15 protein-coding genes are annotated in these 13,143 nt (G+C 68.0%); 8 read left to right on the forward strand and 7 right to left on the reverse strand.

Going from position 1 to position 13,143, the window contains the following annotated elements; genetic code table 11:
• Positions 1-83: 83 nt before the first annotated feature.
• Complete coding sequence (locus ACWDSJ_RS07770) at positions 84-401, reverse strand: ArsR/SmtB family transcription factor (RefSeq protein ID WP_387359989.1); 318 nt, start codon at positions 399-401, stop codon at positions 84-86.
• 162 nt (positions 402-563) lie between these two features.
• Between ACWDSJ_RS07770 and ACWDSJ_RS07775 the strand changes: the two genes are divergently transcribed.
• From ACWDSJ_RS07775 to ACWDSJ_RS07795, 5 genes are all read left to right on the forward strand, one after another.
• A complete protein-coding gene (locus tag ACWDSJ_RS07775) occupies positions 564-2,060 on the forward strand; it encodes an MFS transporter (protein ID WP_450030050.1) in 1,497 nt (498 codons plus the stop codon).
• 19 nt (positions 2,061-2,079) lie between these two features.
• Entirely contained in the window at positions 2,080-3,552 is a 1,473-nt protein-coding gene (locus ACWDSJ_RS07780; protein ID WP_450030051.1) for an AMP-binding protein, read from the forward strand.
• A gap of 10 nt (positions 3,553-3,562) precedes the next feature.
• Positions 3,563-4,771, forward strand: a complete 1,209-nt coding sequence (locus ACWDSJ_RS07785) for a serine hydrolase domain-containing protein (RefSeq protein WP_450030053.1) — start codon at positions 3,563-3,565, stop codon at positions 4,769-4,771.
• A gap of 62 nt (positions 4,772-4,833) precedes the next feature.
• Positions 4,834-5,754, forward strand: a complete 921-nt coding sequence (locus tag ACWDSJ_RS07790) for an NADP-dependent oxidoreductase (protein ID WP_450030055.1) — start codon at positions 4,834-4,836, stop codon at positions 5,752-5,754.
• Between the two features lie 159 nt (positions 5,755-5,913).
• Positions 5,914-6,120 (forward strand): hypothetical protein, encoded by a 207-nt coding sequence (locus ACWDSJ_RS07795; RefSeq protein ID WP_450030057.1) that lies wholly within the window; start codon positions 5,914-5,916, stop codon positions 6,118-6,120.
• 24 nt (positions 6,121-6,144) lie between these two features.
• Here ACWDSJ_RS07795 and ACWDSJ_RS07800 read toward each other — a convergent pair whose 3' ends face one another.
• The 6 genes from ACWDSJ_RS07800 to ACWDSJ_RS07825 are packed head-to-tail and all read right to left on the reverse strand — an operon-like array spanning position 6,145 to position 9,891.
• Positions 6,145-7,392, reverse strand: a complete 1,248-nt coding sequence (locus tag ACWDSJ_RS07800; protein WP_450030059.1) for an amidohydrolase — start codon at positions 7,390-7,392, stop codon at positions 6,145-6,147.
• 53 nt (positions 7,393-7,445) lie between these two features.
• A complete protein-coding gene (locus tag ACWDSJ_RS07805; protein ID WP_450030061.1) occupies positions 7,446-8,021 on the reverse strand; it encodes a F0F1 ATP synthase subunit B family protein in 576 nt (191 codons plus the stop codon).
• Positions 8,018-8,527, reverse strand: a complete 510-nt coding sequence (locus ACWDSJ_RS07810; RefSeq protein ID WP_387359969.1) for a F0F1 ATP synthase subunit B — start codon at positions 8,525-8,527, stop codon at positions 8,018-8,020. The genes ACWDSJ_RS07805 and ACWDSJ_RS07810 overlap by 4 nt, the downstream gene beginning before the upstream one ends.
• A gap of 5 nt (positions 8,528-8,532) precedes the next feature.
• Positions 8,533-8,781 (reverse strand): F0F1 ATP synthase subunit C, encoded by a 249-nt coding sequence (locus ACWDSJ_RS07815; RefSeq protein ID WP_387359965.1) that lies wholly within the window; start codon positions 8,779-8,781, stop codon positions 8,533-8,535.
• A gap of 46 nt (positions 8,782-8,827) precedes the next feature.
• A complete protein-coding gene (atpB, locus tag ACWDSJ_RS07820) occupies positions 8,828-9,583 on the reverse strand; it encodes a F0F1 ATP synthase subunit A (protein WP_387359963.1) in 756 nt (251 codons plus the stop codon).
• Positions 9,580-9,891: a hypothetical protein gene (locus ACWDSJ_RS07825; RefSeq protein ID WP_387359961.1), complete on the reverse strand. Its 312-nt coding sequence runs from the start codon at positions 9,889-9,891 to the stop codon at positions 9,580-9,582. Before ACWDSJ_RS07825 ends, atpB begins: the two co-directional genes overlap by 4 nt.
• Before the next feature lie 534 nt (positions 9,892-10,425).
• Here ACWDSJ_RS07825 and ACWDSJ_RS07830 point away from each other — a divergent pair.
• From ACWDSJ_RS07830 to ligD, 3 genes are read left to right on the forward strand one after another with little or no spacing between them, the layout of a single operon-like run.
• On the forward strand, positions 10,426-10,719 hold the full coding sequence (locus ACWDSJ_RS07830) for a DUF3311 domain-containing protein (protein ID WP_450030065.1): 294 nt from the start codon (positions 10,426-10,428) through the stop codon (positions 10,717-10,719).
• The gene (locus ACWDSJ_RS07835) at positions 10,716-12,170 is read left to right on the forward strand and encodes a sodium:solute symporter family protein (RefSeq protein ID WP_450030066.1); all 1,455 of its coding nucleotides are present in this window, start codon (positions 10,716-10,718) and stop codon (positions 12,168-12,170) included. The genes ACWDSJ_RS07830 and ACWDSJ_RS07835 overlap by 4 nt, the downstream gene beginning before the upstream one ends.
• Positions 12,167-13,132 (forward strand): non-homologous end-joining DNA ligase, encoded by a 966-nt coding sequence (ligD, locus tag ACWDSJ_RS07840; RefSeq protein ID WP_450030068.1) that lies wholly within the window; start codon positions 12,167-12,169, stop codon positions 13,130-13,132. The genes ACWDSJ_RS07835 and ligD overlap by 4 nt, the downstream gene beginning before the upstream one ends.
• Positions 13,133-13,143 lie beyond the last annotated feature (11 nt).

Genomic DNA, 13,143 nt, shown 5'->3' on the forward strand with positions numbered 1-13,143 from the left:
AGGTACACCCGGGTCCCGTGGTCCGTGCCGGGACCACTCAGGTACACCCGGGTCCCGTAGTCCGTGTCGGGACCGCCCAGCGTTCACTGGCCCAGGACCGCGTCGAGCAGACCGGGGAACCGCCGGTCCAGGTCGGCGCGGCGCAGTTCGAGGAGGCGGCAGCGGCCCTCGACGAAGGTCCGGGTCAGCCCCGCCTCCCGGAGGATGCGCCAATGATGTGACAGCGTCGCCGGGCGCAGATCGACCGTTTTACCCGCTACCCCGCACTCGACCGGCTGGCTCGTGGCGTAGAGGTACTTCGCCAGGGTCAGCCGGGCGGGATCGGCCAGCGCCGCGAGGATCTGGACCATTTCCAGCTCGTCGAGCGCCGGTTCGGGCAATACGTTCGACACATTCGGCATGTTCGGACACCTCCAATAGTTTGACAGTCATCAAACTGTTCGATTAGCATAGCAGGTGTCGCACGGGCCGGTTCTGTCGGTATCTCGCGCGCATTTCTTTCGCTGTCCGGACGGCGTCACTCGGTGCATTCCCATGAATGGCATTCCAAGGAGGGGTTCGAGGTGGTCGGCAATCAATCGCGGCTGGTGGACGAAAGGCGAATACCACCGGATGCCGTCGAGACGGTGAATTCGCGACCGTGGGCCGCGCTGTGGACGGTCTGCGTCGGATTCTTCATGATCCAGGTCGATACGACGATCATGGTCGTCGTCCAGCCCGCGATCCAGACCCAACTGCACACCTCGATCAACGCGGTCATCTGGGTGACCAGCGCGTATCTCCTCGCGTACTCGGTGCCGCTGCTGTTCGCCGCGCGACTGGGCGACCGGATCGGGGCCAAGACCGTGTACGTCGCGGGCATGGTGGTGTTCACCCTGGCCAGCGTCGCCTGCGGCCTGTCGACCACGGTCGGCGTGCTGATCGCGGCGCGGGTCGTGCAGGGCGTGGGCGCGGCGCTGATCACGCCGCAGACCCTCGCGGTGATCAACCGGGTGTTCACCGCGGATCGGCGGCATTCGGCCATGGCCGCGTGGGGCGCGGTGTCGGGGATCGCGACGGTCGCCGGGCCGCTGCTGGGCGGGCTGCTGGTGAGCACGGTGAGCTGGCATTGGATCTTCCTGATCAACGTGCCGGTCGGAATCATCGGTCTCGCAATGGCTTTCCGGTTCATCCCGGAGCTGGAGACGCACAGCCGCCGCTTCGACGTGCTGGGCGTCGTGCTCAGCGGGGCCGGGGTGTTCCTGCTCATCTTCGCCCTCCAGCAGGGCGAGAGCCTGCACTGGGACGGCCGGGTGTGGGCGATGCTCGTCGCCGGACTCGCGGCGCTGGGCGCGTTCGTCTTCTGGCAGAACAGGATTCGGATCGAGCCGCTGATTCCGCTGCGGCTGTTCCGGAGCCTGAACTTCTCCCTCGGCGTGCTGGGCATCGCGGCCATGGCGGTGGTGATGAACTCCCAGGTCATCCCGATCATGTACTACCTGCAGCGGGTCGCGGGGCTGAACACCATGGAGACGGCGTTCACGACGGTGACCATGGCGGCGATCATGGTGGTGCTGGCCCCGCTGGTGTCGCGCATCGTGGGCCGGGCGGTCCCGCGCTACGTAGCGGTATCGGGCTTCCTGGTGGCCGCGATCGGCACCGCGATCCTCCAGTACGCGCTGCACGCGGACCGCTCGATCCTGTTCGTCTCGTTGGGATTCGGCGTGTTCGGGCTCGGCGGCGCGTTCGTGCTCGCCCCGCTGGCCACCTACTCCATGCGCGAGCTGTCGCCGGATCTGATGGGCGCGGCCTCCGGGGTGTTCAACACGCTGCGCCAGACCGGCGCGGTGCTCGGCGCGGCCGCCATGAGCGCGCTGGTCCAGACGAATCTCGCCCATCATCTGTCCGAATCCGCGGCCCGGACCGCCACCTCCGGCCCGGCCGTCCTGCCCTCCGAAATCCCCGGATTGCGAACCGATTTCGCGACCGCCATGGCACAGAGCATGTTCCTGCCGCTCGTCGCCGGGCTGGTCGGCCTGCTCGCCGCGCTGTTCCTGCACGGCGGGAAGTCACCGAGATAGTGAACGAGAAGGTGTCATCGTGTCTGCCAGTTCCAATTTCGTTGCCGAGATAGAGACCAGAGCCGTTGCGGGAGGCTGGCTTTCGAGCCCGGCCTATCGGACCGCCGAGCGGGACCACAGCTACGCGGACCTGTTCGAACGGACGGCCCGCACCGCCCACGCACTGCGCGGGTACGGGATCGGTGCGGGTGACCGGGTGTGCCTGATCCTGCCCGAGACCATCGATCTGGTCACGGTGTTCCTCGCGACCCTGCGGATCGGCGCGATCGCGGTGCCGCTCAACGGGAACGCGACGATCGAGCAACTGGCCGACGGCACACTGCGCTCCGGGGCGTCGGTCGTGGTGCGCCACCGCGAATTCGAGGTGCCGGACGGCTGCGTCGCGCTGTGGCCGGAGCAGCTGGCCGGGGAGCGGGCCGACACCGAGATCGCCGCGGTCACCGACGACACTCCCGCGTTCTCCGTATTCACCTCCGGCACAACGGGTCCCGCCAAACTGGTGACGCACACGCACGGCGACATCCGGCATTTCGACAACGGCGTCGGCAACGCGCTGGGCATCGCCCGGGGCGAGGTCTGCCTGTCGGCGTCGGGCACCTACCTCGCCTACGGGCTCGGCAACGCGGTCTTCTTCCCGCTGCTGCGCGGCGCGTCGACCGTCCTCAACGGGACCGACTCCCGGCTGGTGCCCGCCGAGGCCCTGCGGCTGATCGAGCGGCATTCGGTGGACGTGTTCTACGCGATTCCCAGCTACTTCGCGACCCTGCTGCGCGAGCCGGGGGCCGACGCGCTCAAACGGCTGCGGATCGCGGTGACCGCGGGCGAGGTGCTCAACACCGCGGTGGAGAACAACCTGCTCGCCCTGCTCGGATCGAGTCTGACCGGTATCTTCGGCACCACGGAGATCGGGCACGCGGTCGCGGTGAACGCCGGGGCCGACTACCGGCCGCAGAAGGTCGGGCGGGTGATCGGCCCCTACGCCGTGCGGGTGGTCGATCGGCAGTCCGGGCAACCGATCGACGCCGGGGAGATCGGCAGCCTCGAGGTGCTCGGACCGACGATCTCGCTCGGCGCGAAGGACGCGTCGGTGCCGCCGGTGCGGCTCGCCGGGCAGTGGTACGCCACCGGCGATATCGCGCGGCTCGACGACGACGGATACCTCCAATTGTTCGGGCGCGCGGACGATGTCGAGACCGTGGCCGGGCGCGACGTGTATCCGGCCGAGGTGGAGTCGGTGCTGCTGGAGTCGCCCGCCGTGCGGGAGGCCGCGGTGTGCACGGTCGGCGGGCCCGACGGCGAGCGGCGGCTGCGCGCCTATGTGGTGCGTGCCGACGACGCGGTGTCGGAGCTGGAACTGGAACGTCGGCTGCTCGCCGCGGCCGCGAAAGCGCTGGCGCCGCACAAGGTTCCGCGCGAGGTGCGATATCTCGACGCACTCCCCTACATCCTGGGCGGCAAACTGTCCCGCCGCGACGTCCGGCAGCTCGGGTGAGCGAGAAGGAATGACCATGCATCTGGATGTGAAAAGTCTTGCCGCGCTGGATAATTACTTCGGGCGGCTGGTGTCGACGAGCAGGATCCCCGGCTGGACCGCGATCGTGGCCCGGCACGGCGAGATCGAGTACACCTCGAGCGGCGGCCTGGCGAATGCCGCCGAGGGGCGGCCGATGCGGACCGACAGCATCTTCAAATCGTTCTCGCTGTCCAAGCCGATCACCTCGGTCGCGTTCATGACGCTCGTCGAGCAGGGGCTCGTCGGGCTCAATGATCCGGTGGCGGAATACATTCCGTCGTTCGCGCGCTCGCGCGTCTACCGGGACGGCTGGGTGGTCGATCCGGTGACCGAGGGGCTGGTGGAGCCGGTGCGGATCTGGCATCTGCTGACCCACACCTCCGGGCTGGGGTACGGATTCCATCACACCCATCCCGTCGACCACCTCTACATCGAGGCCGGTTACGGGTGGGGGTCGCCGGAGGGCGTGGGGCTGGCCGAGGCGGTGGATCACTGGGCCGAGTTGCCGTTGCGGTTCCAGCCCGGGACGGGGTGGAACTACGGGTTGAGTACGGATGTGCTCGGCCGGGTGATCGAGGTGGTGTCGGGCAAGTCGTTCGGCGAATTCCTGCGCGAGACGCTGTTCGAGCCATTGGGGTTGCGGGACACGGCCTTTCACGTACCCGCGAGCGCGAAGGACCGCTACGCCGCCATGTACACGCCCGGCCCGGACGGCATCGAGCTGGTCGCGCCGATGAGCGCCTACCCGACCGAGGATCCGATCCTGTTGTCCGGCGGCGGCGGGCTGTACACGACGGCGGAGGACTACACGAAGTTCCTCGGGCTGCTCGCCAACGACGGGCGGATCGGGTCGGATCAGCTGATCTCGCCGATGACCGTCGAGTCCATGCGGACGAATCATCTGCCCGGCGACGCGGTGCTGGGGTCGTTCCCGAGTCTGCTCGGGGTCCCGGCCATCACCGACGCCATGCCCGCGGCCGGATTCGGGCTCGGCTTCCTGGTGATGAAGTCGCCCGGGCAGAGCCATGTGCTGACCCGGGCCGGGGAGTATTCGTGGCTGTCGGCGGGCAGCGCGAACTTCCTCGTCGACCCGTCGACCGGCGTCAGCGCGATCGTGGTCCCGCAGATCTTCCCGTCCCGGGTGCTGCCCATGTTCAGCCGCCTGCGGCAGTTCGTGTACCAGGCGTACCGCTGGTGAATGGAAGGCGGTGAATCGGGAATCGCCTCCTCGACCGGAAACCGACCGAGGAGGCTGATCCGATGCGCGCCGCCACCTACGACTCCTTCGCCACCGACAACGCGCCCCTGCGCGTGACCGAGGTCGCCGACCCCAAGTTGGGTCCGGGCGAGGTACTGATCCGGGTCCGGGCCGCGGGCGTCAACCCGGTCGACTGGAAGGTCATGGCCGGCTACCTGGAGCCGATGCTGAAGGCCGTCTTCCCGGTCATCCCCGGCTGGGACGTCGCGGGCGAGGTCGTCGCCCTCGGCCCGGACACCCCCGAATTCACGGTCGGCGACGAGGTCATGGCCTACGCCCGCAAGGACGTCGTCCACGCGGGCACCTTCGCCGAATTCGTAGCCGTCGCCGCCGACCACGTCGCCCGCAAACCGGCCGAACTCGACTGGCCCCAGGCAGGCGGCCTACCCCTGGCCGGAATGACGGCACAACGCTGCCTCGACCGGATGAACGTCGGCCCCGGCGACACCCTCGTCGTCTACGGCGCCTCCGGCGGGGTGGGCAGCCTGGCGGTCCAGATCGGGCGCGACCGAGGCGCGCGGGTAATCGGCACGGCCTCCGAACACAATCACGACTTCCTGCGTGAGCTGGGTGCGGAGCCGGTGGCGTATGGGGAGGGTGAGGTCGAGCGGATTCGGGAGTTGGCTCCGGATGGGGTCACCACGGTAGCGGATTTCGTAGGCGGCCAACTGGATGTCACCCGCGCGATCCTCGCGGAGGGAGGCCGCCACACCTCCACCACCGACGATACGGTGGAAAAGGAAGGCGGACACTACATTTGGGTCCGGCCGAACGGCGCCAAACTCACGGAACTGGCGGACCTGGCGAAGCGAGGCGCGCTGCGGGTGGAGGTGAGCAGGACGTTCATCTTGCCGGAGACCGGGGATGCCCTGAATGAAAGCCGCTCGGGGCACACCCGCGGGAAGCTGGTCATTCTCCCCTAACCGAAAAGCGCCGCGCTGCTAGGTCGGGACCACCGACGACCTCACCTCGGCCCCATACCTGAACGCCGAACACATGGATCGGGGCCAAACAGGCTGCCGGAGTGGCACCCTGTTGCGGAGGTGGAGAGGCTTCGGGGGGTGGTGCGGGGGCGGGGGGCTTTGAGTGAGGTCGAAGCGGCGCGGGTGTTGTTCTGGAGTGAGTTGGCGTTCGGGAGTGATCTCTTCGGGGCGGGGGTCGAATTTCAGATGGTGAGCCCGATGCGGGACGACGAGGCGATCAAGGTTCTGCGGGGGTTGCAGCGAAAGCTGTACACCCGGGCGGGGGCGGAGGCGGTTTTCGAACCGGGGCTGTACGCGCCCCGGTAGGGTCGGGAGTGCTTGTGGCTCAGGTCAATCCAGCCACTCCAACGCCGCCGTCACCATTGCCCGCACCCCCGTATCGATCGTCGGTTCCGGCTCCGGTGCGAAGTGTGGGGAGTGGTTGGAGGGGATGTCCTGTTCTACCGTGCCCGCGGAGAGGGCGTTCAGGAAGTGTTGGGGGTCCACCCCGCCGAAGAACCAATAGCAGAGGGGGGATTGGGCTTCGGTGGCGAGGAGGCCGCAGTCTTCGCTGCCGGTGAGGGGGCCGGGGTCTACGACCTTGTCGGGGCCGAGGGCCTGGCGGAGGGCGGTGGCGGTGCGGTCGACGGCGGATTCGTCGTTGACCAGGACGGGGAAGGTGTCGATGGGGGCGATGTCGGGGTCGCGGGGGGCGGCCGAGGCGGCGGATTCGGCGCGGACGATGCGGTCTACGGCGGCGAGGACGCGGGTGCGGACGGTGGGGGTGAAGGTGCGGATGTTGAGTTGGAGTTCGGCTCGGTCGGGGATGATGTTGTGGGCGGTGCCCGCGTGGACGGCGCCGACGGTGACGACGGCGGTGTCGGTGCCGCTGATCTCGCGGGAGACGATGGTTTGCAAGCGCAGGACCGTCGCCGCGGCCATCACCACCGGGTCGACCGCGGTTTCGGGGCGGGAGCCGTGACCGCCCTTGCCGTGCAACGTGATTCGCAGGGCGTCGGTGGCGGCCAGGGCGGGGCCGGGGTGTAGGGCCACCATGCCGTACGGGAACGGGCCGACGTGTTGGGCCAGGACCACGTCGGGCTTGCCGAAGCGGGTGAACAGGCCGTCGGCGATCATGGCCTCGGCGCCCCTGCCGTTCTCCTCGGCGGGCTGGAAGACGGCGACGATCGTGCCCGACCAGGACTGCCGCGCGCCCGCCAGCACGCGTAGCGCGCCGAGCAGGCAGGTCACGTGCATGTCGTGGCCGCACGCGTGCATGACCGGGCCGCCGGTCTCGGGGTCGGTGGCGGTGGAGGCGTAGGGCAGGCCGGTCTGCTCCCGAACGGGCAGGGCGTCCATATCGGCGCGCAGCAGCACGGTCGGGCCGGGGCCGTTGGCGAGCCGGGCGACGACGCCCGTGCGGCCGACGTCGGCGGTCACCTCGTAGCCGAGAGCCGTTGCGCGACGGACGATTTCGGCCGCCGTGCGATGTTCGGCGAAGGCGAGTTCGGGATGGGCGTGCAGATCGCGGTAGAGCTCGCCGAGATCGGCACGCATGGCGTCGAGCTGTTCGGTGAGATTCAGCGCGGCTCGGGTCATGCTTCGAGGGTATTCGCCTCGCGGTGCTCACGGCCCGAGCCGTGCACAACGAATCAGTTCCAGCGGGACTGCGGCTGGCGACGGACGGCGTGTTCGCCGTTGGCCAGGATCTCGAGCTCCTCGAGGAAACGCTCGATGCTCTCGGACCGGGCCTCGGGGTTGTCGATCTTGACGCGGACCTTCTCCTCGGTGCGGTCCAGCATGGCCGCGGTGAGGTCGGTCTGCAGATCGCGGATGAGCTGGCGGCGCAGTTGCAGGATCTGATCGCGGCCCTGCTTGCGGACGCGCTCGACCTCGGTGGCCGCGGCCTCGCGCATCTGCGCGACGATGTGTTCGGCGTCCGCGCGGGCGTCCACCCGCATCCGCTCGAGTTCGCTCTGCGCCTCGGCCATGGCGTTGTCGTAGGCCGCCTTGGCGTCGGTCAGTCGCTGGGTCGCCTGGTCGCTCTCCTCGAGCTGTTTGCGGATGGCCTCCTGGTTGCGGACCATCAGCCGTTTCACAATGGGCACAACCCATTTCCAGATCGCGAAGACGATCACCGCGAACGCGAACAGCTGACTGAAGAAGACCGGCCAGTCGAAGGTGATCTGGTACGGCCCCGCGGCGACGATGCCGACGGTGTGATTCATGACGACGCTTGTCCCCTCTGCCGCCCGGCGCTGCTTCCGGCGCGCTGGCCGTTGACACCGGAAACGCGCTGCGCCAGCGATTCGGCCAGCGGTTCGACCTCTTGCCGCAACTCCGCCGACACCTGGTCGGCCTCCGCCCGCAGCTGCGCGGCGGATTCGGCGACGATCCGGTCGGCCTCCTCCTGGGCCTCGGACCGGAGTTGTTCGAGAATGGCCCGGCCCTCGGCGCGCGCCTGATTGCGAATCTCGGCGGCTTCGGCGCGGGCCTTCTCGAGTCCCGATTGATAGCGGGCTTCGGCCTCGGCGAACGTCTCCTTCGCTTCCTTGTTGTTCGCCGTGGTCGCCTCGACCCGCGCCTCCCGTTCGGCCAGCACCTTGCGGATCGGCGGAACGACGAAGAACCAGATGACCCCGAGCACGATCAGGAAGATCAACAACTCGGCGAAGAAGGTGCCGTTGGGGATGAGGAAGTTCCCCTCGGCCATGACATCCGTTCGCTGGGCCATGAGCTCTACGCTCCTGGTGTCGCGAACACGAACAGCGCCATGAACGCCAGGTTGATGAAGTACGCGGCCTCGACCAGACCCACGGTCAGGAAGAAGTTGCCGCGCAGGCGGCCCTCCGCCTCGGGCTGGCGGGTGACGCCGTTGATCAACGCCGAACCCGCGATGCCGTCACCGATGCCCGCGCCGATCGCGCCGCCGGCCATGATGAGGCCGCCGCCGATCAGTGCGCCCTGGACAATCGCTGGATCTGCCATGTTTCATTCCTGTTCTCGAACGTTTTCTCTTCGAATGAAGAGTCGGTCAGTGGTTTTCGTGCTCCAGCGACATGGATTGACTGAAGTAGAGCACGGTCAGAAGCGAGAAGATGAACGCCTGGATCGCGCCGACGAAAAGGTCGAACAACTTCCAGATGGCGTTGGGACCCCAGCTGATCCAGAACGGGAACAACGCGATCACCGAGATCATGACGCCACCGGCGAACATATTGCCGAACAATCGCAGCGACAACGACAACGGCTTGGCGATTTCCTCGATGATGTTGATGAACACCATCGGACCCCAGCCGGTGTGGCCCTTCAACAACTGCTTGGCATGGGTCAGCGGACCGCGCCGCGCGATGCCCGCGCCCTGATAGAACAGGAACACGAACAGCGCCAGGGCGTAGACGAAGTTGACGTCGGAGGCGGGCGGGGCGATCAGCTCGCCGTCGCCGTACTGCATCGGCAGCACCGACAGCCAGTTCGACAGCAGGATGAAGGTGAACAGCGTGACCGCCAGCGGCAGCGCGAACGGAGCCACCCGCAGCCCGATGGCCGCCTCGACCTGATCGCGCATCTGGATCGTCACCGTCTCGAAGAACAGCTGTACCCCGTTGGGCACGCCGGAGGTGATCTTGATCCGGACGAAGACGGCCAGCGCGATGACGATCACCGCCGCGACGACCGTGGACACGATGGTGTCGACGTTGAAGGTCATGCCCCACAGGTGAGCCACCGCGTGGTGGCCGACCTTGATCTTCGGCTCGGCCTCCTCGGCGAGCAGGAACGCGGTGTTCATGATGTCTGGCGCAGCCCTTTCCATTCGGGGACCACGGTGTGGAGGACCACGACGACCTGGAAGAGGGCCAGCCCGAAGAAGATTCCGATCCCGTTGGGCCGCGTCAGCAGGGCCACCACGATGGCGATCACGGTCAGGCCGAGCAGGCGCACGGCGGTCGAGGCCATCAGGGCCTGTTTGCTCGCCGTTTCCGACCGAATGACATTGGTGATGGACTTCCAGGTGAGCCGCGCGTTGAGCCAGCCCAAACCGAGTCCGGCACAGATGAATACGCCCAGCAGCACCCGATCCAATGCGCCGGTAATCATCAGAGCCAGTACACCGAGCGCGGTCGCGATTACCGCGACTCGGCGCATTCGGAGTCTGTCGACGTCCACTACGACACCGTCCTCGCCCGTCACCCCACCTCGTAGTGGGTTCGTGATTGATCGTCAGCTTACACATGCGGATGCCATTCCGTGCCAAGACTTTTGATCTTCGTTTACATGATCTTGAAATGTGCATACGGAAGCGCGACAGGTATTGTGTAGCTATCGGGCACTCCGCCCATTCGGGCTAATTTTAGGCGAGTAAGAGACATTTCGGGCGAATCGGAAATCGGCACGTCGAAAAGTCGTCTCCATTCACAAAAAGGATGAATCGGACATCTGTGCCGTAGCTCACAGCTTCCTGAACGGCCGGTTACGGTCAGGCAACCCTACGCGAAGCCGACCCGTCGGTTCCTTGTCAGCAATCCGGACCAAAGGGACAACCAGCCCCCGACACACCCCTACCGGCTGGCGGTGCGGGCCCGGATCGGCGAAGGTGACCAGAGGAAGCGACGCGATCATGAAGGGACATCCATGGCCGATCCCGCAGGGCCGGACGACCTTCGCGCACCGGCGATTCCGCTGCGCCGACGCGGCCCCGTGCTGTGGTTGCTGGTGCTGCCCGGGCTGGCCTACTGCCTCGCTCCGGTGGTCGCCGACCGCATCGAGCCGCGCGTGTTCGGCATCCCGTTCCTGGTGTTCTACCTGCTCGTCGTCACCGCGCTGACCGGGCCGCTGATCGCCCTCGTGGCGCGCTTCGATCCCGCCTACCGAAGCGGCGCACCGGAATTCGTGCCCGTCGACGACGCGCCCGAGGACCGGGCGTGAGCGGGCGGGCGGCGGTGGCCGTCTCGCTGTTCGCGCTCGCCATGGCCGCCACGGTCGCCATCGGCGTGTGGTCCGGGCGGGGACGCGCCAAATCGCTGACGGAGTGGTCGATCTCGGGCCGCGGGCTGGGCACGCTGTTCGTGCTGCTCCTCATGGCGGGCGAGTCCTACACCAGCTTCTCCTTCCTCGGCGCGGCCGGGTGGTCGTATCGGTACGGGGTGCCGATCTTCTATCTGATCGCGTATCTGAGCACCGGCCTGGTGGTCGCCTACTTCGTGGCGCCGCTGCTGTGGACCTACTGCGCCCGGCACGGACTGGTGTCGATCGCCGACATCGCCGAGCACCGGTTCGGTTCGCGGGCGCTCGGGGTGGTGGTCGCGGTGTTGTGCACGGCGTTCCTTGTTCCGTACGTGCAGTTGCAGATTCAGGGCATGGGCGTGGTGGTGCACGCCATGAGTTACGGCGCGATCGATCTGCGGGTCGCCGCGGTGGTGTCGTTCGTCGTGGCCGAGACGTTCATCCTGGCGTCGGGTCTGCGCGGTTCGGCGTGGGTGAGCGTGCTCAAGGACGGGCTCGCGGTGGCGTCGGTGGTGTTCCTCGCGGTGTGGGTGCCCTGGCACTACTTCGACGGTCCGGGGGCGCTGTTGAATCGTCTCGTGACGGAACGGCCGCGATGGTTGACCTTCCCCGGCGCGGGCGGCGGAACCTTCGGGGCGGCGTGGTACGTGTCGACGATTCTGCTGAACGTCGTCACGATCTGCATCTTCCCGACCACGGTGGCCGGATATCTCTCCGCGTCGAATCCGACCGCGCTGCGGCGCAATTCGTTCCTGCTGCCGTGGTACCAGCTGCTGCTGGTGGTGCCCATCCTGATCGGCGCGGCGGCGCTGTTCGTCTTCCCGGCGCTGAGCAACTCCGATCTGGCGCTGTACCAGCTGGTGACCGATTCGCTGCCCGCTCCGCTGGTGGCGGTGATCGGGATCGCGGGGGCGCTGTCGGCGATCGTGCCCATGAGCGTGTTCCTCATCGCCATCGGAACCCTGTGGGGCCGAACGATTCTCGGCGGTGGATCGAGCGGCGCCGCCCGGCAGCGCGGGCGTTCGCAGCTGGTGTGCCTGGTGGTCGGCGCGATCGCGTTGCTGGGGGCGGTGAGTTATCCGGAGGCACTGGTGAATCTGTCGGTGCTGTCCTACGAGGGGGTGGCGCAGCTGCTGCCCGCGGTGCTGCTCGGGCTGTACTGGCGGCGGCTGACCGCGCCGGGCGTGGTGGCCGGGCTGGTCGTCGGGACCGGGATCGTGCTGGGGCTGCACGCCGCGGGCCGAGATCCGTTGTACGGCATCAACGGTGGGCTGATCGCGCTGGCCGCCAATGTGGCCGTCGCGGCCGCGGTGAGCGCGCTGCCGGTCGGACGGTTGACCGGCCGGGCGGCGACGGGCAGGGTGAGGCCATGAGCAGCAGCGACGAGGTCCGCGCCGGAGTGAACCTGACCAATCTGGACAAGCCGCTGTTCGACGGCGCCGACGCGACCAAGCGCGATCTCATCGATTACCTCGAGGCGGTCGGCGACCGGCTGGTCCGGCAGCTGCGCGAGCGACCGCTGTCGGTGGTCCGGGTGCGACCGGGGCAGGAGCCGTTCATGCAGAAGAACCTGCCCAAATACACCCCGGAGTGGGTGCCGCGCATGACGATCTGGGCGGAGAGTTCGCGGCGCGAGGTCACCTACGCGGTCTGCGACGACCTGCGCACGCTGCTGTGGTTCGGGAATCAGCGGGCCATCGAATACCACCCGACCCTGCTGCTCGGCGATCACAGCAAGGGGCCGACGCATCTGGTCCTCGACCTCGATCCGCCCGAGGGACAACCGTTCCGGCAGGCCGTGCTGGCCGCGCAGCTCATCCGCCGCGCGCTGGCCGATGACGGGCTCGCGGGAGCGGTGAAGACCAGCGGCTCCAAGGGCGTGCATGTCTTCGTCCCGGTGCGCGCGGGCACCTCGATCGAGGACGCGGCCGCCGCCACCCGGGCCGTCGCCGCGCGCGCCGAACGGCTCGATCCCGAGCTCGCCACGACCGCGTTCATTCGCGAGGACCGGGGCGGCAAGGTCTTCCTCGACTCCACCCGCGCTGGCGGCGCGACCGTGGTGGCCGCCTACAGTCCGCGCGTGCGGCCCGGCGCGACGGTGTCGTTCCCGCTGGCCTGGGACGATCTGGAGCGGATCACCCCGCGCGAGTTCACCGTCCGTACCGCCGTCGCCGCGCTGGGCGAGGCCGATCCGTGGGCCACGGAAATGCCCGCGCCGCAAGCGCTTCCGGCCGATCTGGTCGAGGAGGGGCATACGATCCCGGTCGCCCGGGTGCAGGCCATGCACGAGGGCAAGCGCCGCGCCCGCGCCCGGCGGGCCGACCCGGCGTCGTAGCCTTTTGCCGA

This window comes from Nocardia sp. NPDC003482 (genome assembly GCF_053588115.1).